At 66.9% G+C, this 21,686-nt stretch carries 16 protein-coding genes and 1 pseudogene; 3 read left to right on the top strand and 14 right to left on the bottom strand.

The genetic code is table 11. The features are described from left to right. Positions 1-64: 64 nt before the first annotated feature. The 3 genes from FJV46_RS04215 to fdxA all read right to left on the bottom strand — a co-directional run bounded on the left by FJV46_RS04215 (position 65) and on the right by fdxA (position 3,013). Positions 65-1,348, bottom strand: a complete 1,284-nt coding sequence (locus FJV46_RS04215) for a citrate synthase (RefSeq protein WP_087029601.1) — start codon at positions 1,346-1,348, stop codon at positions 65-67. A gap of 162 nt (positions 1,349-1,510) precedes the next feature. Further along, positions 1,511-2,665 carry a succinyldiaminopimelate transaminase gene (gene dapC / locus FJV46_RS04210; protein ID WP_256940819.1) on the bottom strand — a complete coding sequence of 385 codons (1,155 nt, stop codon included), beginning with the start codon at positions 2,663-2,665 and terminating at the stop codon, positions 1,511-1,513. Then, the gene (fdxA, locus tag FJV46_RS04205) at positions 2,666-3,013 is read right to left on the bottom strand and encodes a ferredoxin (RefSeq protein ID WP_087029604.1); all 348 of its coding nucleotides are present in this window, start codon (positions 3,011-3,013) and stop codon (positions 2,666-2,668) included. Between the two features lie 118 nt (positions 3,014-3,131). Here fdxA and FJV46_RS04200 point away from each other — a divergent pair, with 118 nt between their 5' ends. Together FJV46_RS04200 and FJV46_RS04195 are read left to right on the top strand one after the other, a co-directional pair. Continuing rightward, positions 3,132-3,362 (top strand): putative acetyltransferase, encoded by a 231-nt coding sequence (locus FJV46_RS04200; protein WP_087029608.1) that lies wholly within the window; start codon positions 3,132-3,134, stop codon positions 3,360-3,362. Positions 3,363-3,435: 73 nt separating this feature from the next. Beyond that, on the top strand, positions 3,436-3,930 hold the full coding sequence (locus tag FJV46_RS04195; protein ID WP_087029611.1) for an ArsR/SmtB family transcription factor: 495 nt from the start codon (positions 3,436-3,438) through the stop codon (positions 3,928-3,930). Between the two features lie 24 nt (positions 3,931-3,954). On the opposite strand, the gene FJV46_RS04190 is transcribed toward FJV46_RS04195, so the two are convergent. From FJV46_RS04190 to FJV46_RS04155, 8 genes and pseudogenes are all read right to left on the bottom strand, one after another. Continuing rightward, complete coding sequence (locus FJV46_RS04190; RefSeq protein ID WP_126130629.1) at positions 3,955-4,449, bottom strand: hypothetical protein; 495 nt, start codon at positions 4,447-4,449, stop codon at positions 3,955-3,957. 20 nt (positions 4,450-4,469) lie between these two features. Beyond that, positions 4,470-6,386: a translational GTPase TypA gene (gene typA / locus FJV46_RS04185; RefSeq protein ID WP_087029616.1), complete on the bottom strand. Its 1,917-nt coding sequence runs from the start codon at positions 6,384-6,386 to the stop codon at positions 4,470-4,472. Positions 6,387-6,608: 222 nt separating this feature from the next. Next, positions 6,609-8,287 (bottom strand): annotated as a pseudogene (locus FJV46_RS04180) (BCCT family transporter). 454 nt (positions 8,288-8,741) lie between these two features. Next, the gene (locus FJV46_RS04175; RefSeq protein WP_087029619.1) at positions 8,742-10,442 is read right to left on the bottom strand and encodes an ABC transporter ATP-binding protein; all 1,701 of its coding nucleotides are present in this window, start codon (positions 10,440-10,442) and stop codon (positions 8,742-8,744) included. Continuing rightward, positions 10,439-11,449 (bottom strand): ABC transporter permease, encoded by a 1,011-nt coding sequence (locus tag FJV46_RS04170; protein ID WP_087029622.1) that lies wholly within the window; start codon positions 11,447-11,449, stop codon positions 10,439-10,441. The genes FJV46_RS04175 and FJV46_RS04170 overlap by 4 nt, the downstream gene beginning before the upstream one ends. Continuing rightward, positions 11,442-12,368: an ABC transporter permease gene (locus FJV46_RS04165; protein ID WP_087029624.1), complete on the bottom strand. Its 927-nt coding sequence runs from the start codon at positions 12,366-12,368 to the stop codon at positions 11,442-11,444. Before FJV46_RS04165 ends, FJV46_RS04170 begins: the two co-directional genes overlap by 8 nt. Positions 12,369-12,498: 130 nt before the next feature. Further along, a complete protein-coding gene (locus FJV46_RS04160) occupies positions 12,499-14,136 on the bottom strand; it encodes a peptide ABC transporter substrate-binding protein (RefSeq protein WP_087029628.1) in 1,638 nt (545 codons plus the stop codon). Positions 14,137-14,405: 269 nt separating this feature from the next. Further along, positions 14,406-16,229 carry an ABC transporter ATP-binding protein gene (locus tag FJV46_RS04155; protein WP_087029632.1) on the bottom strand — a complete coding sequence of 608 codons (1,824 nt, stop codon included), beginning with the start codon at positions 16,227-16,229 and terminating at the stop codon, positions 14,406-14,408. Positions 16,230-16,318: 89 nt separating this feature from the next. Here FJV46_RS04155 and FJV46_RS04150 point away from each other — a divergent pair, with 89 nt between their 5' ends. Then, positions 16,319-16,948, top strand: coding sequence for a PH domain-containing protein (locus FJV46_RS04150; protein WP_087029635.1), 630 nt, complete (start codon positions 16,319-16,321; stop codon positions 16,946-16,948). A gap of 8 nt (positions 16,949-16,956) precedes the next feature. Here FJV46_RS04150 and FJV46_RS04145 read toward each other — a convergent pair whose 3' ends face one another. The 3 genes from FJV46_RS04145 to FJV46_RS04135 all read right to left on the bottom strand — a co-directional run bounded on the left by FJV46_RS04145 (position 16,957) and on the right by FJV46_RS04135 (position 21,410). Continuing rightward, a complete protein-coding gene (locus FJV46_RS04145; protein WP_087029637.1) occupies positions 16,957-17,991 on the bottom strand; it encodes an ABC transporter permease in 1,035 nt (344 codons plus the stop codon). Beyond that, a complete protein-coding gene (locus tag FJV46_RS04140; RefSeq protein ID WP_087029640.1) occupies positions 17,988-19,529 on the bottom strand; it encodes an ABC transporter permease in 1,542 nt (513 codons plus the stop codon). Before FJV46_RS04140 ends, FJV46_RS04145 begins: the two co-directional genes overlap by 4 nt. A 231-nt stretch (positions 19,530-19,760) precedes the next feature. After that, positions 19,761-21,410 carry an ABC transporter family substrate-binding protein gene (locus FJV46_RS04135; RefSeq protein ID WP_306298292.1) on the bottom strand — a complete coding sequence of 550 codons (1,650 nt, stop codon included), beginning with the start codon at positions 21,408-21,410 and terminating at the stop codon, positions 19,761-19,763. Positions 21,411-21,686 lie beyond the last annotated feature (276 nt).

Genomic DNA, 21,686 nt, shown 5'->3' with positions numbered 1-21,686 from the left:
GTACGACGACGGCCGCCCACCTGCAGAGGTGGGCGGCCGTCGTCGTACCGGTCGGGCCGAGCTGCTAGCTCGCGGGGTAGTGGCGTTCGCCCTCACCCGTGTAGAGCTGCCGCGGACGACCGATCTTCGTCTGGGGGTCCTGCATCATCTCGCGCCACTGCGCGATCCAGCCCGGCAGGCGTCCGATGGCGAACAGGACGGTGAACATCTTCTCCGGGAATCCCATGGCCTTGTAGATGAGGCCCGTGTAGAAGTCCACGTTCGGGTACAGCTTGCGCTCGATGAAGTAGTCGTCCGCCAGCGCCTTCTCCTCGAGCCGCATGGCGATGTCCAGCAGCTCGTCGTTGCCGCCGAGCTTGCTGAGGATGTCGTGCGCCGTGGCCTTCACGATCTTCGCGCGCGGATCGTAGTTCTTGTAGACGCGGTGTCCGAAGCCCATGAGCTTCACGCCGTCTTCCTTGTTCTTGACCTTCTCCATGAAGTCCTCGGGCTGCATGCCCTTGGCCTTGATGTCGCGGAGCATGTTCAGCACGGCCTCGTTCGCGCCGCCGTGCAGCGGGCCGAAAAGGGCGTTGATGCCGGCCGACACGGACGCGAACATGTTCGCGTTCGAACTGCCGACGAGGCGGACGGTCGACGTCGAGCAGTTCTGCTCGTGATCGGCGTGCAGGATGAGCAGCAGGTCGAGTGCCTTGACCATCATCGGATCGAGGTCGTACGGCTCGGCGGGAAGACCGAACGAGAGCCGCAGGAAGTTCTCCACCAGGTTCATGGAGTTGTCCGGGTAGAGCATCGGCTGGCCGATGGACTTCTTGTGCGCGTAGGCGGCGATGACGGGCAGCTTCGCCATGAGGCGGAACGTGGAGAGCTCCACCTGCTCGTCGTCGAACGGATCGAGGGAGTCCTGGTAGAACGTGGACAGCGCCGAGACCGCGGAGGACAGCACGGGCATGGGGTGCGCGTCCCGTGGGAAGCCGCCGAAGAAGCCCTTGAGCTCCTCGTGGAGCAGCGTGTGGCGGCGGATGCGGCCGTCGAACCCCGAGAGCTCCTCGGGCGTGGGCAGGTTGCCGTAGATGAGGAGGTAGGAGACCTCGAGGAAGCTCGAGTTCTTGGCCAGTTCCTCGATGGGGTAGCCGCGGTAGCGCAGGATCCCGGCGTCACCGTCGATGTAGGTGATGGCGGACGTGGTGGCCGCGGTGTTCATGAACCCGGGGTCGAAGGTGACCTGGCCCGTCTGCTTCAGCAGCTTCGAGACGTCGTAGCCGTTGTTGCCTTCGGCCGCGGGCACCAGTGGCAGGCTGAGTTCCCCGCCGTCATAGTGCAGGGAGGCAGCATTCTGCTCTGTCATTGATTCTCCTTCAGGAGCTGGAGCGAGGGGTCGCCACAATCATCGCTACGCAGGAGGACACGCGTCTCCGGCAATCGCACAGTCAGCTGAAACGCTACCGTCCGGTAGCCCTCCATCGCTAATCCTGCCGGGCTTCGTTGTCGAACAGCAATGGCAGGGACCTCAGCGTGGGGCGTCTGCCAGCCGGTCGACGGCAGCGCGGATCCTCTCGTCGCTGCCGGTCAGCGCCACCCGGATGAAACCCTCTCCCGCCGCACCGTAGAACACCCCTGGTCCGGCGAGGATCCCGCGCTCCGCGAGGCGGCCGATCGTCTCCCAGGTGGACCTGCCGTTGGAGGCCCACAGGTAGAGACCGGCCACGGACTGCTCGATCGTGAAGCCCGCCGCTTCCAGCGCGGGTACGAGCAGGGCGCGGCGCCGTCGGTACACGTCCTTCTGGGCCGCGACGTGGGCGTCGTCGGCGACGGCGACCCGCATGGCCTCCTGGACGGGATAGGGCACGATCATCCCGGCATGCTTGCGCGAGTTCACGAGGCTCCGGATGAGGTCCGGATCCCCCGCGGTGAAGGCCGCACGGTACCCTGCCAGGTTGGACTGCTTGCTCAGGGAGTACACGGCCAGGAGTCCGCGGTGCGAGCCGCCGGAGACGCGAGGGTCGAGCACGCTCGGGACCGCCTCGCCGCCGTCGGCCGGGTCCCAGGCACCCCAGCCCAGCTCGCCGTAGCACTCGTCGGAGGCGACGACGGCGCCGAGCGCGCGGGCTTCCCCCACGATCGTCCGGAGCGTGTCCACGCCCAGTACGTTCCCCGTCGGATTGCCGGGTGAGTTGATCCAGACGAGCCTCACCCTGCCGCGGACGTCCGCCGGGAGGTCGGCGAGCGAATCCGCCGCTACGGGCGTGGCCCCTGCGAGGTGGGCACCGATGTCGTAGGTGGGATAGGCGACGGTGGGACGCACGACGACGTCGCCTGCGCCCAGCCCGAGCAGGAGCGGCAGCCAGGCGACGAGTTCCTTCGAGCCGACCGTCGGCAGGATGTCCTGCGGGTCGAGGCCCGGAACCCCGCGTCTACGGGCGAACCACTGCCCGATCGCGGTGCGGAGCGCGAGCGTGCCGTGCGTGGTCGGGTACCCGTGGGCATCCGCAGCCGAGGCGAGGGCGGCCTGGATGAGGCCCGGTGTCGGATCGACGGGCGTCCCGATGGAGAGATCGACCACGCCGTCGGGATGCTTCGCCGCGATGGCCTGATAGGGCGCCATGGCGTCCCACGGGTACTCCGGCAGGTTCAGGCCGGTGACCTCCGGCTCGCCGGGACCCACCTACGCCGGCTGGTTCTGGGGCGGGAGGGCCGCGATGATCGGGTGGTCGAAGCCGGCGTTGCCGACCTTCGCGGCGCCGCCGGGCGAACCGAGAGCGTCCCCGGTGGGCGCCGGAACGTCGAAGAACTCGACGTTCGCCTTGTAGTACTCGGCCCACTGCTCGGGGGTGTCGTCCTCGTAGTAGATGGCCTCCACCGGGCACACGGGCTCGCAGGCGCCGCAGTCCACGCACTCGTCGGGGTGGATGTAGAGCGATCGCTCGCCCTCATAGATGCAGTCGACAGGGCATTCCTCGATACAGGCCTTGTCCTTGACATCCACGCATGGCTGCGCGATTACGTAGGTCACTTCCCACGCCTTTCCTGGTGACTGGGTCGGCTGACGCACCCGGGGGTACGGATTCCAGCTTAACGCAACGGCTCGCGCGGACCTGACCGGGCCGGTCGGCAGGGCCTACCCTTGACGGGTGCAGACTCCCGTCGCCCTCCTGGCCTCCCTCCCCCTGGGCACCCGGGTCGTCGTCCGCCGCCGGTTCGGGGACGGCGTCACCGATTCGCTCGGCGACCTCGTGGCCCGGAACAGCACCACCTGCACGGTGCGGACGCGCCGTGGCGACGACGTCGTGCTCCTGGCGGAGGTGACTGCCGCGAAGACCGTCCCTCCGGCGCCGCCCCGTCGCGCACCCCGCTCCCGGTGAGGCACCGGGACACGAGGCGTCACAGTGATTGGCACCTGTCAATCATTGGACGCTCCTCCCGTATCATCGGGGGATGGATAGTGACGAGGACCTCCAGGCCCGCGGCAGGGCGCTCAGCTCCCCGGTCCGGCTCCGTATCCTCCGCCTGTGCCTGCACCGGCCGAGGACCAACAAGGAGATCGCGCAGACCCTCGAGCTGAATCCCGCGACCTCCCTCCACCATGTGCGGACCCTGCTGTCCACCGGATTCCTTGCCGCCGATGATGCCCGGAGCGGCAATCGCGGCGCGAAGGAGATCCCCTACCGCGCCACGGGCCTCTCGTGGACCAGCCGGATCCCCAACGCGGCTCCCGTCCTCGTGGAGACGTTCCTGCAGGAGATCGAGGGCCTCCAGCCGTCGGAGATCGATGTGTGGCGTCTCGGCGTGAAACTCAACGACGCGCACCGCGACGAGATGATGGGACGCATCCGCGAGGTCCTCGAGGACTACGCCCGCCGCGAGCCGGACGCCGATGGCACGGCGACGTCCATCATGCTCGCGCACCACCTCGACCGCACGGCAGGCTGACGCACACGAACCGGGCCTCCTGTATCAGATCCCCGCGCGTCGCGGCCGCAGCAGGACCGTTCCCCCCACGACGGCGGCGAGCGTCACCACCAGGACGCCGAAGAGCCAGAGGTTTCCCGCCAGGGCGGTACCCGGCGACACCTCCGACGTCCCCGTGAGGATCAGGGTCTTCGACGACGTCGATAGCATCGCCACCACTCCGTACGCCACGGCTCCGGCCACGGCCGACAGCATGACGTTCCGCGCCCACAATCCGCAGAGCAGGAACAGGCTCGCCGAGAGGACCAGCGCACCGAGTGCCCCCACGGGCAGGGCCGTGCCGCCGACGTAGAGCAGCTGGCCGTGCAGGACCGTCCCGAAGACGGCGGCCACGACCCCGGCAGCGACGGCTGCCACGACCGCCACCGGCCGCCGCGGAGCAGCGGGACCATGCCCCGCCCGGCCTGATCCCGCGGGTGGCGCGAACGCCGAACGCCGGCCCTCCCCTGCTGGGGAGGAACCGGCGTCGTCGTGTGTCATGTGCTGCCCGTCGGCAGGAGTTATGCGCGGGCCCGCGAGCGGGATGCGCGCATCCGCTCGTTGGCGTCGAGGATGACCTTGCGGATACGGATGCTCTCCGGCGTAACCTCCACGCACTCGTCCTCGCGGGCGAACTCGAGCGATTCCTCGAGCGTGAGGTTGCGCGGCGGGGTCAGGTTCTCGAACGTGTCGGAGGACGCTGCACGCATGTTGGTGAGCTTCTTCTCCTTCGTGATGTTGATCTCCATGTCATCGGCACGCGAGTTCTCGCCGACGATCATGCCCTCGTACACCTCGGACGTGGGCTGCACGAAGAAGGAACCGCGCTCCTGCAGGTTGATCATGGCGAACGGGGTCACGACGCCGGCACGGTCCGCGATCATCGACCCGTTGGTGCGGTACTCGATGTCACCGGCCCACGGCTCGTAGCCCTCGGAGATCGACGCCGCGATGCCGGCACCGCGGGTGTCGGTCAGGAAGCGGGTGCGGAAGCCGATCAGGCCTCGTGCCGGGACGATGAACTCCATGCGGACCCAGCCGGTGCCGTGGTTGGCCATGTTGGTCATGCGGCCCTTGCGGGCGGCCATGAGCTGCGTGACGCCGCCGAGGTACTCCTCGGGCACGTCGATGGTCATGTGCTCCATCGGCTCGTGGATCTTGCCGTCGATGGTCCTGGTGACCACCTGGGGCTTGCCGACCGTGAGCTCGAAGCCCTCGCGGCGCATCTGCTCCACGAGGATGGCCAGCGCGAGCTCGCCACGGCCCTGGACCTCCCACGCGTCGGGACGCGCGGTGGGCAGGACGCGCAGCGACACGTTGCCGATGAGCTCCTTGTCGAGGCGGTCCTTGACCTGGCGGGCCGTGACCTTGGCACCCTTGACCTTGCCGGCGAGCGGCGAGGTGTTGATACCGATGGTCACGGAGATCGCGGGATCGTCGACCGTGATGAGCGGCAGCGGCTGGGGGTTGTCGACGTCGGTGAGCGTCTCGCCGATGGTGATGCCCTCGATACCGGCGACGGCCACGATCTCGCCGGGTCCGGCGGAATCGGTCGGGACGCGGTCCAGTGCCTTGGTGGCGAGGAGCTCCGTGATCTTGACGGACTTCAGCTCACCGTTCTGGCGGGCCCAGGCGACGGTCTGACCCTTGCGCAGCGTGCCGTTGAAGATGCGCAGCAGGGCGAGACGGCCGAGGAACGGCGAGGCGTCCAGGTTGGTCACGTGTGCCTGCAGGACACCCTCGGGGTTGTAGCGGGGTGCGGGGATGTGCTCGATGATCGTCTGGAACAGGGGCTCCAGGTTGTCGTTCGACGGCACGGTACCGTCCGCAGGCTGCTCGAGTGACGCGGCGCCCGCGCGGGCGGCGGCGTAGACGACGGGAACGTTGAGGATCGCGTCGAGGTCGAGGTCGGGGACCTCGTCCGCGAGGTCGGAGGCGAGGCCGAGGAGGAGGTCCATCGACTCGCTGACGACCTCCTCGATGCGGGAGTCGGGGCGGTCGGTCTTGTTGACCAGCAGGACCACGGGGAGCTTGGCCGCGAGGGCCTTGCGGAGGACGAAGCGGGTCTGGGGCAGCGGGCCCTCGGACGCGTCGACGAGGAGGACGACGCCGTCGACCATGGACAGGCCGCGCTCCACCTCGCCGCCGAAGTCGGCGTGGCCCGGGGTGTCGATGACGTTGATGGTGATCGTCTCGCCCTTGGCGGACGGGCCGTCGTAGAACACCGTGGTGTTCTTCGCGAGGATGGTGATGCCCTTTTCACGCTCGAGGTCGCCCGAGTCCATGACGCGATCCGCCACGTCGCCGTGGGCAGCGAACGAATTGGTCTGCTTGAGCATGGCGTCGACCAGGGTGGTTTTTCCGTGGTCAACGTGAGCCACGATGGCTACGTTGCGGAGATCGCTGCGGACAGCGGTGTTGCCTGTGGTTTCAGACATGCGTAATGACTCAATTCGGTATCTACTGCGGGGAAAATGACGGCGGCTGCACTGCACGCCCTCTTACCAGTCTAGGGGACGCGGCAAAAACAGACCTAATGCGCCCTGTCAATGGCCGGGTGGCCTCTACTCCCGGACGCGCCGACGGCGGCCCTCCGGGTGGAGGACCGCCGTCGCGGACGCAGGGGCGTCAGGGGTGCCGGCGTTGGTCGGACCGGCCGATCAGAGTTCCCGACCGCTGCGCCGGTCGCCCGTCACGGGCCCGCCGGGCGCGGCGGGCTGCTCACTCGAGTAGTCGGCGAGGTGTTCCTGGACCTGGCGTTCCACCTGGCCCGACATCGACTCGCTGACCTGGTCACTGACGCGGTCCGCCATGGCCGCGGCCGCAGCCTTGCGCTGGGCTGCCTGCCAGGCCTGGTGCTCGCCGTGGAAGGCCTTCGCCGTCGCGATGCACATCAGCAGCATGACGATGCTGAACGGCAGCGCGGTCAGGATGGCGGCGGTCTGGATGGAGCTCAGGCCGGTGTCCCCCACCAGCAGCAGGGAGATGGCGACGAGCGCGGCGAGAGCCGCCCAGAAGACCCGCACCCAGTTCTTCGGATTGGGATCTCCACCCGTGGAGATCATGCTCATCACCAGGGCACCCGAATCTGCGGAGGTGATGAAGAAGATGGCGATGAGCAGGATGGCGCCGATGAGCAGCGCAGGCCCGCCCGGCAGGTCCCCGAGGAGCCCGAACAGGGCGTTCTCGGTCTGCACCGAGCCGTCCTCCGCGATCAGGCCACCCTGACCGAAGATCTCGCGGTAGATGGCGGAGCCCCCGAGGACGGAGAACCAGAGGAACCCGAGCGTGGTGGGCACCAGCAGCACGCCCGCCACGAACTCGCGCACGGTACGGCCCTTGGAGATCCGGGCGATGAAGATCCCGACGAAGGGAGCCCAGGACATCCACCAGCCCCAGTAGAACGTGGTCCAGGCGGCCTGCCAGGCCTCGCCCTCGGCGCCGGAGAACGCCAGGGTGTTGAAGGTCAGCCCCACCACGTTCTGCAGGTAGTTACCGATGGACTGCACGAACTCGCGCAGGAGGAAGAGGGTGGGTCCGGCGAACAGCACCACGAGCAGCAGCAGCCCGGCGAGCACCAGGTTGATGTTGGACAGCCACTTCATGCCCTTGCCGACACCCGAGATGACCGACACGATGGTCAGCGCCGTGATGCAGAGGATCAGGCCCACCTGGGTGGCCTTCGTCGCTGCCAGGATGCCTGCTGTGTCGAGACCCGACGAGATCTGCAGGACACCGAGCCCCAGCGACGTGGCGACACCGAAGAGCGTGCCCACGAGGGCGACGACGTCGATCGCGTGACCCCAGCCGCCCTTGACGCGGTCGCCGAGGAGCGGTTCGAGGGTCCAGCGGATCGAGATGGGACGCCCGCGCCGGTGCACGGCGTAGGCGATCGACAGGCCGACCACCACGTAGATGCTCCAGGCGTGCAGTCCCCAGTGCAGGAAGGTCTGGGTGATGCCTGCTGACCCAGCTGGACATCCGTACCGGAGACACCGGGGCGGGGGCTCGCGAAGTGGTTGAGCGGCTCCGCGACACCCCAGAAGACGAGGCCGATGCCCATGCCTGCCGCGAACAGCAGTGCGAACCAGGACATGAGGGAGAACTCGGGCTTGTCGTCGTCCTTCCCCAGCCTGATGTCACCGTAGCGGCTGAAGCCGACCCACAGGGAGAAGACGACGAAGAAGGCGACGAGGGCCACGTAGTACCAGCCGAAGGCACCGATGACGTTCTGCTGAATACCGGCGAAGAGCGCGGAGGCGGAGTCCGGCGCGATCAGCGCGTACGCCACGAACAGCACGATCAGTGCCGCGGCCGGGATGAAGACGGGGAGCGCCAGTCGCGCTTTGTGCTCCGGCCTCGCTCGAGGGACCGGATCTCCTGCTGGGGGCGGGCTGGTAGCTGCCTCTTCCCTCGATTTGATGCTCACGGAAGTTCTCCTTCGTTGATGCGTGGCGGGCGTGACGACTCTTCCGGCCCGCACTCCGGACAGGATGACGGATACCAAGCCTACAGACGGCCTGGGTGTCAAGACCCGGAGAAAAGGCTGTTGCAGCGGGCCGCCGCGTGAGGGAAAACACAGTAGGCCGTCGGAGGATTCCGTCGGATGCGCATGAGCGCAACGATCACAGCGGCTGACGTGACCGTCATATCGCAGGAACGCATCGTGGGTCAATCGTTATCTCGGCTGGACGTGGGGGTGTCCCAGGACCACGAAAAACGGCACCCGTTGCCGGGGGCCGTTTTTTCGTCGTGTTTCTGTGGTGCCTGTGCAGGTGTCGACGGCGAAGGGGCTACGCCACCTCGGGCGGCAGCACGAGCCCGGCACCGGGGATCGCCGCGAGCAGGGCCTGCGTGTAGGCGGTCTTCGGGCTGTCGAACACGTCGTTCGTGGCACCCTGCTCCACGAGGGTGCCCTTCTCCATGACGGCCACGTGGTCGGCGATCTGACGGACCACCGCGAGGTCGTGCGTGATGAAGAGGTAGCTCAGCCCGAGCTCGGACTGCAGGTCGGCGAGCAGGTTGAGGATCTGCGCCTGCACCAGCACGTCGAGCGCCGAGACGGCCTCGTCGCAGATGACGACCTCCGGGTCGAGGGCCAGCGCGCGGGCGATCGCCACGCGCTGGCGCTGCCCGCCGGAGAGCTCGTTCGGGAAGCGCTGCATCATCGCGGACGGCAGGGCCACCTGGTCGAGCAGCTCACGGACCTTCTTCTCGCGGGACGTCGCGTTGCCCACGCCGTGGACCCGCAGTGGCTCCTCGATGGTCCGGTAGATGTTGTACATCGGGTCGAGGGAACCGTACGGGTCCTGGAAGATCGGCTGCACGCGTCGCCGGAAGTCGAACATCTCCTTGCGCCCCAGCGTGGTGATGTCCACGCCGTCGAAACGGATACTGCCCGACGTCGCACCCTCGAGCCCGAGGACCATCTTCGCGACCGTCGACTTGCCCGAACCGGACTCGCCGACGACGGCGGTGGTGGTGCCGCGCGCGATCGAGAAGGACACGTTGTCCACGGCGGTGAAGTCGGTGGACTTCCCCCAGCTCCCGCGGATCTTGTAGACCTTCGTCAGGTCCTCGACCTCGATCACGGTGTCGGTACCGTCCGTTACCTCACCGTTCGGCGCCAGCCGCTCGTGGGTCTCGACCCCGGTCTTCACGGCCGTCTCGATGCGGCGCGACGCGATGGACGGCGCCGAGGCCACGAGCTTCTGCGTGTACGGGTGGCGGGGGTTGGTCAGCAGCTCGAGGGCCGGTCCGGCTTCCACGACCTGTCCCTTGTACATGACGACCACCTTGTGCGCGCGCTCGGCAGCGAGGCCGAGATCGTGCGTGATCAGGAGCACTGCGGTGCCGAGTTGCTCCGTCATGGTGTCCAGGTGGTCGAGGATCTGGCGCTGCACCGTCACGTCCAGTGCCGACGTCGGCTCGTCCGCGATGAGCAGGCGGGGCCTGCAGGAGAGCCCGATGGCGATCAGCGCGCGCTGGCGCATACCGCCCGAGAACTCGTGCGGGTACTGGTTGGCGCGCGATGCCGCGTCCGGCAGTCCGGCTTCCGACAGGACCTTGGCGACATCCTGGGGTCCGCTGGGCAGGCCGTTGGCCTTCAGCGTCTCCTTCACCTGGAACCCGATCTTCCACACGGGGTTGAGGTTGGACATCGGGTCCTGGGGCACCATCCCGATCGACGAGCCGCGAAGCTCGACGATGCGCTTCTCCGAGGCGTGGGTGATGTCCTCCCCGTCGAAGATGATGCTGCCGTTGGACACGCGTCCGTTGCCGGGCAGGAGGCCGATCGCGGCCAGCGCCGTCGTCGACTTGCCGGACCCGGACTCCCCCACGATCGCCACGGTCTCGCCGGGCATCACGGTCAGGTGCGCATTGCGGACCGCAGGGACGTCCCCGTTCGACGTCGAGAAGGTGATGGCGAGGTCCCGGAGCTCCAGGAGGGGCTGGGGTGTGCCGGTCGGCTCGTTGCTGGTGCTGTGGCTCATCGCTTGCGCGCCTTCGGGTCGGGAGCGTCACGCAGGGCGTCACCCAGCATGATGAAGCTCAGAACGGTGATGGACAGGGCGAGGCCCGGCCAGAAGATGGCCATCGGGTTGCTCCGCAGCGAGGGCTTCGCCGAGAAGATGTCGTTGCCCCAGGACATGACGTCGGGGGGCAGCCCGATGCCGAGGAACGAGAGCGTGGACTCGGCCACGATGAAGGTTCCGAGCGAGATGGTCGCGATCACGATCACCGGCGCCAGGGCGTTGGGGATGACGTGCTTGACGAGCGCGCCGAGCGGCGACACCCCGAGCGACCGCGCCGCGGTCACGAAGTCCGCGTTGCGCACCTCGATCACCGCCGCCCGGGTGATGCGGGCTATCTGCGGCCAGCCGAACGTGACGAGGATGACGACGAGCGTCCACACGTTGCGGTTCTGCTGGAACGCGGGCAGCTGCACGACGACGATCGCCCCGAGAATGAGCGGGAGCGCGAAGAAGATGTCACCGATGCGGGCGAGGATCGCGTCCACCCAGCCTCCGAAGAAGCCGGCGAGGGCACCGATGAGGCCGCCGATCAGGACCACCCCGAGGGTTGCGAACAGCCCGACCGTGAGGGACGACTGCGTTCCGTACACCACGCGCGAGAGGATGTCGCAGCCCTGGACGGTGAAGCCGAGCGGGTGTCCGGGAGCGGGCCCGCCGTCGGAGTTCTCGAGCAGGCAGTTCTCGTTCGGCGGCTCGTTGGTGAAGACACCGGGGAACAGCGCCACGAAGATCACCGCGAGGATCAGGAGCGCGCTGATGATGAACAGCGGCTGGCGTCGCAGGCTCCGCCAGGCCTCGCCCCACAGGCTCCGGGGAGCGGCGTCGGTGACGGCGCTGTCGGTCGCGCGGACGGGGGTCTCGTCGGGATCGGCGACGAAGTGCTCGATCGGATAGGCGGAGGTCTTGGTGCGCCCCCGGGGCGCAGGAGACTGCGCTCCGAGGGGGGTGTGTGTTGGTTCAGGCATATCGAATCCTTGGGTCCAGCCACGCGTACAGAAGATCCACCAGCAGGTTCGCGAGGCAGAAGATGAGGATCAGGAACGTGACGATCGAGACGACCATCGGCCCGTCACCGTTGAGCACGGCCCGGTAGAGGGTGTTGCCGACGCCGTTGACGTTGAAGATGCCCTCGGTCACGATCGCCCCACCCATGAGCGCGCCGAGATCGGCTCCCAGGAAGGTGACGACGGGGATGAGGGAGTTGCGCAGGACGTGCACGACGACCACGCGGCGCCGGCTGAGGCCCTTGGCGGTCGCGGTGCGCACGTAGTCCGCGTTGACGTTCTCGATGATGCTCGTCCGGGTGAGGCGGAGGACGTAGGCGAAGGAGACGAGCCCCAGGACCACGGCGGGCAGGAGCAGCTCGGTGAAGGTCGCATCCCCGCTCACGGTCGGATTGGTCCACTGCAGCTTCACGCCGATGAGGAACTGCATGAGGAAGCCGAGCACGAAGATCGGGACGGCGATCACGATCAGCGAGAGCACGAGGACGGACGAGTCGAAGATCTTCCCCTTGCGGAGACCGGCGACGAGGCCGAACACGATGCCGAAGAACGCCTCGATCACCAGGGCCATCACGGCGAGCTTCGCCGTGGTCGGGAAGACCTCGGCGATGATCGTGGCGATGGGCCGGCCCGAGAAGTTGGTTCCGAGATCGAAGGTCAGGACACCCTTCAGGTAGAGGAGGTACTGGATCCAGAAGGGCTGGTCGAGGTTGTACTGCTCGCGGAGGCCGGCGACCACGCCGGGTGTGCAGCCGCGCTCTCCGCAGATCGCCGCCGTGGCGTCTCCGGGAAGACTGAAGACGAGGAAGTACACCAGCAGGGTGGCGCCGAGGAAGACGGGGATCAGCTGGAGGAAGCGCCGGACGATGTACCAGACCATCAGCGCCTACCTCCCGGGACGGGCATCCGGACGGGACGCATGTGGGGGTTGCTCATGAGGTGGGAAGCCTTTTCGTTGGAGCACGGAAAAGGGGCCTGCCCTGCCGGGCAGGCCCCGTCACCGCTAGGGGTTACTTGCCGGTGATGGCGTAGTAGAGCGGAACGCCGTTCCAGCCGAACTCGACGTTGTCCACGTTGCTGCTCCAGCCGCCCTGGGCGACCTGGTACCACAGCGGGATGGCCGGGAGGTCTTCGAGAAGCTCCTCCTGTGCCGTGTTCATGGCCTCGTTGCCCTCCTCGACAGTGCTGGCGGCGAGTCCGTCGGTCAGCTGCTGGTCGAAGTCGGGGTTCGAGTAGCGGGCGTCGTTGGAACCGGCACCCGTGGCGTAGATCGGCCCGAGGAAGTTGTACAGCGACGGGTAGTCGGCCTGCCAGCCGGCGCGCAGGGCACCGGTGAGGGTCTCCTCCGTGGCTTCTGTGCGTGCTTCCTTGAACGTCGCGTAGGGCTTGCCCGCAACCTCGATGCCGAGGTTGTTCTTGATGTTGTTCACCACGGCCTCGACCCACGTCTTGTGATCGCCCTTGTCGGCGTTGTAGCCGATCGTGAGGGGCTCCGACTCGTCGTAGGGCGTGATCTTCTCGGCCTCGGCCCAGAGCTTCTTGGCCTCGTCCGGGTTGTACTCGAGGTTCTCGCTGCCGGGCAGGTCAGCGTTGTAGCCGTCGAGGACGGGGGCGGTGAAGTCCTTGGCGGGCTCGCGACCACCGTTGAAGATGACGTCGGTGATCTCGTCGCGGTTGATCGCCATCGAGATTGCCTGGCGGCGGAGCTTGCCCGCCTCGCCGTCCCAGTTCGGGAGGTAGTACGGGATGGCGATCGTCTGGTTACCCGCGTACGGCGACTCGATCGAACGCTCACCGAGGTCGTTCTTGAAGTTCTTGATGTCGCTCGTCGGGATCGTCTTCAGGACATCGAGGTTGTCCGAGATGAGGTCCTGGTAGGCGGTCGTGTCGTTCTGGTAGATCTTGAACGTCACGCCGGCGTTCTGCGCTTCCTGCGGGCCCTCGTACTCGTCGTTCGGGACGAGCTCGATCTGCTGGTTGTGCTGCCAGGCACCCTCGGAGGCGAACATGTACGGTCCGTTGCCGATCGGGTTCTCACCGAAAGCGGCCGGATCCTCGAAGGCGACGGCGGGCAGCGGGTAGAACGCGCTGTAGCCGAGGCGCAGGGGCCAGTCGGACTCGGGCTGGGACAGCTTGACCGTGAAGGTGCGGTCGTCGACGACCTCGAGACCGCTCATGGTCTCCACGGTGGATCCCTCGGCGCTCGCCTCGTCGTACCCTTCGATGCTCTCGAAGAAGTAGCTGGAGAGCTGTGCGTTCTTCGCAGCCGCTCCGTAGTTCCATGCGTCCACGAAAGAGCTCGCGGTGACGGGGTCACCGTTGGTGAAGGTCTTACCCTCCTTGAGCGTGATCGTGTAGTTCTGTGCGTCCTCGGTCTCGATGGACTCCGCCATCTCGTTCTGCGGCTTGCCCTCGGCGTCGTAGCTGAGGAGCCCGGCGAAGACCAGGTCGAGGATCGCCCCGCCGCCCACCTCGTTGGTGCTGGTGGGGATCAGCGGGTTCTGGGGCTCGGATCCGTCCACCACGATGACGGCATCGGTGGTGCCCTCGCTCGTGCCGGATTCATTGCTTCCGCCGCCGCATGCACTCAGCGACAGCGCGGCGATGGCCGCGACGCTGAGCATTTTGGAAGTGCGCGTGAAACGCATTCCGCCTCCTAGGTATTGGGTTCTCCCGGCGCTGATGTGGCCGGTCTGGTGACTCCGCAGAGAGCGAGAGCCAACTCACACCGCAAGATCATATGCCCGTTTTGTTGCTTCCCTGAACATCAGGGATGCGGAAGGGAGAGTGGAACCTCGGGGCGCGCCGAGGGATCCGCACGAAGACGCAGACCAGCGCGCGACGTAGATGGAGGTCACGCCTTGGTAACGAATCCCTGAGGATGCCCCGTCAACCGTGCGTCAGGCGCGTGTCCGGGTCAATCCGACGTCGCGAGGAGTTTGGCGCGCAACTCCCGCCGCTCCCGCTGCTTGGCAGGATCGGGCAGCGGCACGGCCGCCAGCAGGCGCTGCGTGTACGGGTCCTGCGGGCTCCGCAGGATCTGGTCGCGGCTGCCCTGCTCCACGATCCGGCCACGCTTCATGACACAGATGTAGTCGGCGAGCACGTCCACCACTGCGAGGTCGTGCGTGACGAAGAGGCACGCGAAGCCCAGTTCCCGCTGGAGGTTCTGGAACAGCTCCAGGACCTTGGCCTGCACGGAGACGTCCAGTGCCGACGTCGGCTCGTCGGCGACCATCAGCTTGGGCCGGAGCGACAGCGCCCGGGCGATCCCGACGCGCTGCTTCTGCCCGCCGGAGAGCTCGTGCGGGTATCTGTTCCGGTAGGAGCGTGGGAGCTCCACCTGGTCGAGGAGCGTCTCGATGCGCTTCTGCAGGTCGTTGCCCTTGGCCTCACCCGCGAGGAACATCGGCTCGCCGATGCTCTCGCCGATCGGGAGCCGGGGGTTCAGGGAGGACGACGGGTCCTGGAACACCATGCCGACGTGCCGGCGGACGGCGCCCAGCTCCTTGGAGGACGGGCGGAACCCCGAGATGTCGGTCCCGACGACCCTCAGCGAGCCGGCCGCGACGGGCAGGAGCCCCACGGCGGCACGCCCGATGGTCGTCTTGCCCGAGCCCGACTCTCCCACGAGGCCGATCACCTGGCCCGGATATACCGTCAGATTCGCGCCCTCCACCGCCCGGAACGCGGGTACGCGTCCCTGCTTCGGGTACTCGATGGCGACGTCGTCGAGCTCGAGGACGGGATCGGCGTCAGGGCGCGTCACGGCGCTGGTCGCGCGCGCGAGGACCTCGTGCTCACGCCGCTCGAGTTCCGCAGGGTCGATCGACTGCAACTCGGTGTGCGTCGCCGCCGCGAGTGCCGCGGTGATGTCGACGCCGTCGTTCCCGCCGCGCTGGCCGAGGTGGGGTACGGCCGCGAGCAGCGCCCTCGTGTACTCGTGCTGCGGGTTGTTGAAGATCGCGTCCGCCGTCCCCGTCTCCACGATGCGGCCCTTGCGCATCACGGCGATCCGGTCGGCTAGGTCCGCCACCACGCCCATGTCGTGCGTGATGAGGACGATCGCACTGTTGAGCTGGCTGCGCAGGTTGCGCATCAGGTCGAGGATCTCGGCCTGGACGGTGACGTCGAGGGCCGTGGTGGGCTCATCGGCGATCAGCAGCTTCGGATCGCAGGACAGCGACTGCGCGATCATCGCGCGCTGACGTTGGCCCCCGGACAGCTGGTGGGGATAGGAGCGGAAGGCCTTGTCGGGATCCGGCAGCTCGACCATCTGCAGCAGCCGCAAGGCACGCTGCTTCGCCTCGTCCGGCGAGATCTCGTTGTGCAGGCGGAGGGTCTCGACGATCTGGAACCCGACGGTGTACACAGGATTCAGAGCCGTCATCGGCTCCTGGAAGATCACGGCGACGTCGTTGCCGCGGATCTGCCGCATCCTCGCGGGCGACATGGTCAGGACCGATTTGCCGTTCAGCAGCACCTCGCCGCTCACCCGACTGTTCGACGGAAGGAGCCCGAGCAGTGACATGGAGCTGGCACTCTTGCCCGAACCGGATTCCCCCACGATCGCCAGGACCTCCCCCGCATTCACGTGGTAGGTGAGGTCGATCGCTGCGGGAACCCACTGCTTGTCCACGCCGAAATCGACGCTGAGGTTCCGGACCTCGAGCACCGGTCCCTGTGACGCCGGCTGATCGGCGCCTGCGTCCCCCGTGCCACCGATGACCTGAGTGCTCATGAACGGTTCTCCTTCGTGATGGATCGTCCGCCTGTGCGCGGGGTCTCCTCGATTGCAGCGGTCGGCTGCGGTACTGGGACGATGGAGCCATGGAAAGCTCCGGGGTGGCGGTGGCCACCGTCTTCAGATCCCGCACCAGTGGCTGGTTCACGGGTATCGCCCTGCTCGTCGCGATCGGCGGCATCGTGTCGATCGCCGCGACGGACGGTCCGTCGGGACTCCCGGCCGCATGGCCCTTCGTCGCCGTGGCCTTCGCCGGCTGGTGGTTGTTCTGGTATCCGTCCGTGGTGTTCGCGGCCGACGCCGTCACGCTGCGCAATCCCCTCGCCACCGTGCAGGTGCCGTGGGCCGCGCTGATCGACGTCGACACGAAGTACGCTCTCAAGCTGGTCACTCCGACGGGTTCGTTCACCGCGTGGGCGGCACCCGCGCCCGGCGTGTGGGGCACGCACGCGGGGAAGGTCGAGCACCTGACGAACCTGCCCGCCACGAGCTACGGTCCCGGCGGTTCCGTCCGCCCCGGCGACCTGAAGAACACCGACTCCGGCTACGCCGCGTACGTCGTGCGGTCCCGCTGGCAGGACCTCGTCGAGACGGGCGCAATCGATGTGGATCATCCCGACCATGCCCGCCGCTCGTGGAACTGGCCGGCGATCGCCGTACTGCTGCTGGTGATCGGCGGCATCGCCGCGACCACGCTGGGCGGTCCGTCCCTCTAGGAGGCCCCTCACGCCGCTGCCGGCTTCCGGGCATCCTTGACCCGGCCTGCGTTGAACTTCTTCTGCCGCGGGTCGAAGGCATCGCGCAGGCCGTCGCCGATGAAGTTGATGCAGAGGCAGATCAGCACGATGAAGAGGCCCGGGAACCAGAACAGCCAGGGGCGGGTCTGGAAGGCCTCCTGGTTCTGGCTGATGATCAGGCCGAGGGACACGTCGGGAGCTTTCACGCCGAAGCCGATGTAGCTCAGGGCCGTCTCCAGGAGGATTGCCGATGACATCAGCAGCGTGGTGTTCACGATGATGACGCCCACGGCGTTCGGCAGGATGTGCTTGAAGATGATCCGGGTGTTGGAGGCTCCCGCGATCTTCGCGGCATCGACGAACTCCCGCTCGCGCAGGCTGAGGAACTCACCGCGGACCAGTCGGGCGAGTCCGGTCCACAGCACGAGCCCGAGGAAGAGACCGAGGAGCCAGATCTGGGCACCGGCACCGACGAAACGGTTGACGGCCTCGCCGAGCGTCGCGGCGGCGAGCACCACGGGGATGATGATGATGACGTCGGTGAAGCGCATGAGCACGGCCTCGGGCCAGCCGCGGAAGTAACCCGAGCAGGCTCCCACGACCACACCCACGAGCCCGGCGAGGGCTCCGATGATGAACATGATGATGAGGGAGTTCTGGGTCCCCCGCATGGTCATCGCGAAGTAGTCACGGCCGATCGAGTCCTGGCCGAAGGGGTGCTCACCCCAGCTGAAAGGGCCCGTGATCGTCGGGACGCCGCCGTCGAGCAGTGGCACGAACTCGGTGTGGTTGTACTTCCACCACCCGGGGATGCCGGCGAAACCGACGGAGGTGAACGCCAGGACGAAGATGATCGCGAAGATCACGAGGCTGACGATCGCCGCGGTGTTGTCGAAGAACTTCCGGCGGACGATCTGCCCCTGGGAGAGGCCCTTCGCCTCGGTCTCGGGCACGGGGTGGGTGGGACCGGTGACGGTCGCCGCTTCGCCTTCCGGGAGGTCCGGAGAATTCTGGATGGTCATGCTTTCACCCTTACGCGTGGGTCGAGGAAGGAGTAGACGATATCCGCGACGAGGTTGAACACGAGCGCCAGGATGCCTGCCACGAGGAAGAAGCCCATGATCGGGTCGGGGTCCGTCCGTCGGAGCGCCTGGACGAACAGCTGCCCCATCCCGGCGAAGGCGAACACCTGCTCGGTGATGATGGCGCCGCCTATCAGCGCTCCGATGTCGAATGCCACCAGCGTGGCGAGCGGGATGAGCGCATTGCGGAACGCGTGGCGCATCACGACGGTCCGCTCGCTCAGCCCCTTTGCCCTCGCGGTGCGGATGTAGTCCATATTCATGATCTCGAGCATCGAGGCACGGGAGTACCGGCTGTAGCTCGCGAGCGATGCCAGGAGGAGCGCCAGCGTCGGCAGGAGGAGGTGGGTGAAGGTGTCCAGTCCGTTGATCCAGAAGGTGCCGTCCAGTCCGGGCGTCTCCGCACCGACGGTGGCTATCGGGCGCCCGCGCACGCGCGAGTTGCCCACGTAGGCGGGCCAGGTGACCATGAACCGGTCGATCACGATGAGCAGGCCCATGAACACGCCCGTGAGGGCCGCCGCCCGCATGCTCTGGCCGCGGTCGTAGCCGCCCAGGAGGAAGCCGACGCCCATGCCCACCAGGATCGTGATCACCGCGAGGATGATGATCATCCAGACGGTGGCCCCGTTGAGGATCGGGTTGACCACGTAGTACGCCACGAGGCCGAGGGCCACCATGATGAGCGACGCGTACAGCGCCTTGCGGTTGCGCAGCCCCGCGGTGAGCAGCACGACGCCGAAGGCGATACCGACGCCGGTGACCAGGATGACGATCGGTCCGAGGCCCGGGCTGGTGAACCAGTCAGCGAGATCGAGCAGGAACAGGAGCGCTGCGGCGGCCACCGCTCCGAGGAGGAAAGCGATGCCCTTGCGTTTCCAGGAACGGCTCGCGAAGAGGGACCAGATGAGGCCGCTCGCGATCGCGACCACGACGATGGTGGTGGGCGGGATATCCGGGTCCGCCAGGAAGTTGTTGAAGCCGATGGCGCCGAACTCCTTGAGCAGCACGGCGAGCCAGAAGATCGGCAGGGAGAAGAACAGGAAGGACAGGAAGGTGACCCCGTAATCGAGCCCGCTGTACTGGCGAAGCGCCGTGATGATGCCGAGTGAGACGCCGATGATGATCGCGAGCACCGTGGCCGTGGTGACGAGCGTGATGGTGTTGCCCATCGCCCGGGCGAGCGCCGTCGTGACCGCCTCACCCTGGATGCTGGTACCCAGGTCGCACGTCGCCGCGAACGGCACGAGGCACTTGGCTGCACCGGCGAGCCACCCGAAATAGCGCAGGGGCGCCGGGGTGTTGAGATCCAGCAGTTCGGTGCGCGCCTGGATGAGCTGCTCCCGGTTGGGCGCGTTGCTGGCCCTCAGGTCCTCGAGCGGGTCACCGGACAGTGCCGTGAGCTGATAGACGACGAAGGACGCACCGAACAGGATGAGGACGGCCGTCACAAGACGCCGAACGATGTAGGTCACCATGGGTTTGAAGCCTCAATGTTGGATCGGGTGGGTGTTCCCGTACTTTCGCAGAAGTGTAGTGCAGCGCATCCGAGTGGCAGGCGAAGGACGCACCCCTCATGCCCAGGCGGGCGGAGAGCGCCGGCTACGGGGTGTGCCGTTCGGCGGAGTGCCACAGAAAAAGGCGCCGGGACGGGCGAGTTCCCCGGTCCCGGCGCCTTTCCTGGAGGCGTACCTCGTGTCGCCGTGAGGCTACTGCACAACCTGCCAATCCCAGAAGTTCCACCAGACGCCGGTCTGGTTGGGCATGTAGACGATGCCGGTGACGTTGTCGCTGTACGCGTCGACGCCGGGCACCTGGAACAGGGGCAGTCCGTACTTCGAGTCCCAGATCAGCTTGTCGATCTGGACCTGCAGGGCGTCCTGCTCGTCGGGGTCCGTGGTGACGATGAGCTCGTCCATCAGCTCATCGGCCTCGGGGCTCGAGAACCCGTTGAAGTTGGAACCGTTGCCGGTGCGGAAGATCTGCGGCACACCAGAGACGCCCACTCCCGAGTTGATCCAGCCGAAGATGGTGGCATCGTAGGTGCCGTTACCGAGCGCGGAACCCCAGTCGGAGGCCCCCAGTCCGCCGTCGACGACCTTGAAGCCGGCCTGCGATGCGGACTCGGCGATCAGGGTGTACGAGTTGAGGCGGTTCGGGTTGTCGCGGTTGTACATGATGCGCACCTCGGGAGTGGCGCCGTCGAGCAGTTCGCGCGCACCCTCGATGTCGACCTCGGCGAAGGCGTCCGAGCCGTTGTTCGCGGCGGACTCCTCGTACGGTGCCTGGTCGGCCAGGAACAGCTGGGAATCCAGCGGCTCCGCATCCGGGTTGATCTTCCTGACGATCGTCTCGACGATCTGCTCGCGCGGGATCGTCTTCATGAACGCCTCGCGCACGTTCTCGTCCTCGAAGACGCCGCTGTAGTTGAGGTCGATGTGGTCGTAGGAGAGCTGGTTGCCCTGCTCCACCGTGACGCCCTCGAGGGCTTCGAGCTGCTCCACCGTGTCCGCCGACGCCTGCGGGGCGATGATGTCGACTTCGCCGTTCTGCAGCGCCTGGACCTGGGCGGGTGCCTCACCGATGTAGCGGACGGTGATCTCGTCCACGTTGGCTTCGGGGCCCCAGCTGTAGTCCGCGTTCCTGGTCAGGGTCATCGACTGGTCCGGTGTGATGGCCGAGGCGATGAACGGACCGTTCGAGAGGAACAGCGAGGTGTCGGACGGCAGTGACTTGGTGTCGAAGCCGGTGTTCCAGAAGTCCGCGAGTGCCTGGACCTCGGGGCGCTCCTCGGGGTTCTCCGGATCGCCCGCGGGTGCGGTCTCGATCAGCTCGATCAGGGCGTCCTCGTCGGCGAGTCCGCCCTTCTCTGCCAGGACGTGGGCCGGAGTCGAGATTCCGCCCTCGGTCATGGTGCCGAAGGCCACTTCGTAGTCCGCGAAGGGCTCCGAGTAGTTGAGGGTGATGGAACGGCCGTCGTCGCCGATCTCCGGGAGTTCCGTCAGCGCGAGTCCGCCCGTGTCACCCGCGTAGTCGAAGTAGGTGGTACCCGAGACGACCTCGCCGGCATCGTCGGTCTTGGCGTCGTTGAAGTAGCCCGAGCCGATCGCCCAGGACAGCAGGAGGTCTCCGCCGTCGACCGGTTCGCCATCGGACCAGTTGACGCCCTCGTTGACCGTGTACTTCACGCTCAGGGGGTCCTCGGAGAGCACCTCGATCGTTCCGAAGTCCTCGTTCGCAACGACCTCGAGGTCGTTGTTGATGTAGTTGAAGCCGGAGTGGGTCGCGTAGGCGATCTTTCCGTTGATGTCCACGTTGCCCTCGGAGCTGTTCGAGTTGAACGAGCTGAAGGCATTCACTTCTACAACGCGGATGTTTCCACCCGTTGCTTCGCCCTCGGTGCTCTCCTCGGGAGTTTCAGTTCCCGTGTTGGCAGCGCAGGCGCTCAATGCGAGTGCTGCGACAGCAGCGACCCCCAAAGCCTTGGAAGTACGTCCGAAACGCATTCCGCCTCCTATTTCTCAGTGTGGTTCCAGCGTCACGCGGTGTTGCGCGACAGCCGATACGCGACCCTTGAGGGTGACGTCACTCACGTGCGCAAAAGCCTAGGTGCACATTGTTACCAACAGGTATCC

The organism is Arthrobacter agilis (genome assembly GCF_006494655.1).
In the GTDB taxonomy this organism is placed as follows: Bacteria; Actinomycetota; Actinomycetes; order Actinomycetales; family Micrococcaceae; genus Arthrobacter_D; species Arthrobacter_D agilis.
Note: the sequence above shows the minus strand (reverse complement) of the source record. Positions and strands in the feature narration are given on the sequence as shown.

Excerpts from the sequence above, each read along its gene's own strand:
- typA (WP_087029616.1), bottom strand. The coding sequence starts at position 6,386 with ATGTCTGAAACCACAGGCAACACCGCTGTCCGCAGCGATCTCCGCAAC.
- FJV46_RS04155 (WP_087029632.1), bottom strand. The coding sequence starts at position 16,229 with ATGAGCACTCAGGTCATCGGTGGCACGGGGGACGCAGGCGCCGATCAG.
- FJV46_RS04160 (WP_087029628.1), bottom strand. The coding sequence starts at position 14,136 with ATGCGTTTCACGCGCACTTCCAAAATGCTCAGCGTCGCGGCCATCGCC.
- FJV46_RS04140 (WP_087029640.1), bottom strand. The coding sequence starts at position 19,529 with ATGGTGACCTACATCGTTCGGCGTCTTGTGACGGCCGTCCTCATCCTG.
- FJV46_RS04165 (WP_087029624.1), bottom strand. The coding sequence starts at position 12,368 with ATGGTCTGGTACATCGTCCGGCGCTTCCTCCAGCTGATCCCCGTCTTC.
- FJV46_RS04175 (WP_087029619.1), bottom strand. The coding sequence starts at position 10,442 with ATGAGCCACAGCACCAGCAACGAGCCGACCGGCACACCCCAGCCCCTC.
- FJV46_RS04195 (WP_087029611.1), top strand. The coding sequence starts at position 3,436 with ATGGATAGTGACGAGGACCTCCAGGCCCGCGGCAGGGCGCTCAGCTCC.
- FJV46_RS04145 (WP_087029637.1), bottom strand. The coding sequence starts at position 17,991 with ATGACCATCCAGAATTCTCCGGACCTCCCGGAAGGCGAAGCGGCGACC.
- FJV46_RS04150 (WP_087029635.1), top strand. The coding sequence starts at position 16,319 with ATGGAAAGCTCCGGGGTGGCGGTGGCCACCGTCTTCAGATCCCGCACC.
- FJV46_RS04215 (WP_087029601.1), bottom strand. The coding sequence starts at position 1,348 with ATGACAGAGCAGAATGCTGCCTCCCTGCACTATGACGGCGGGGAACTC.
- FJV46_RS04190 (WP_126130629.1), bottom strand. The coding sequence starts at position 4,449 with ATGACACACGACGACGCCGGTTCCTCCCCAGCAGGGGAGGGCCGGCGT.
- FJV46_RS04170 (WP_087029622.1), bottom strand. The coding sequence starts at position 11,449 with ATGCCTGAACCAACACACACCCCCCTCGGAGCGCAGTCTCCTGCGCCC.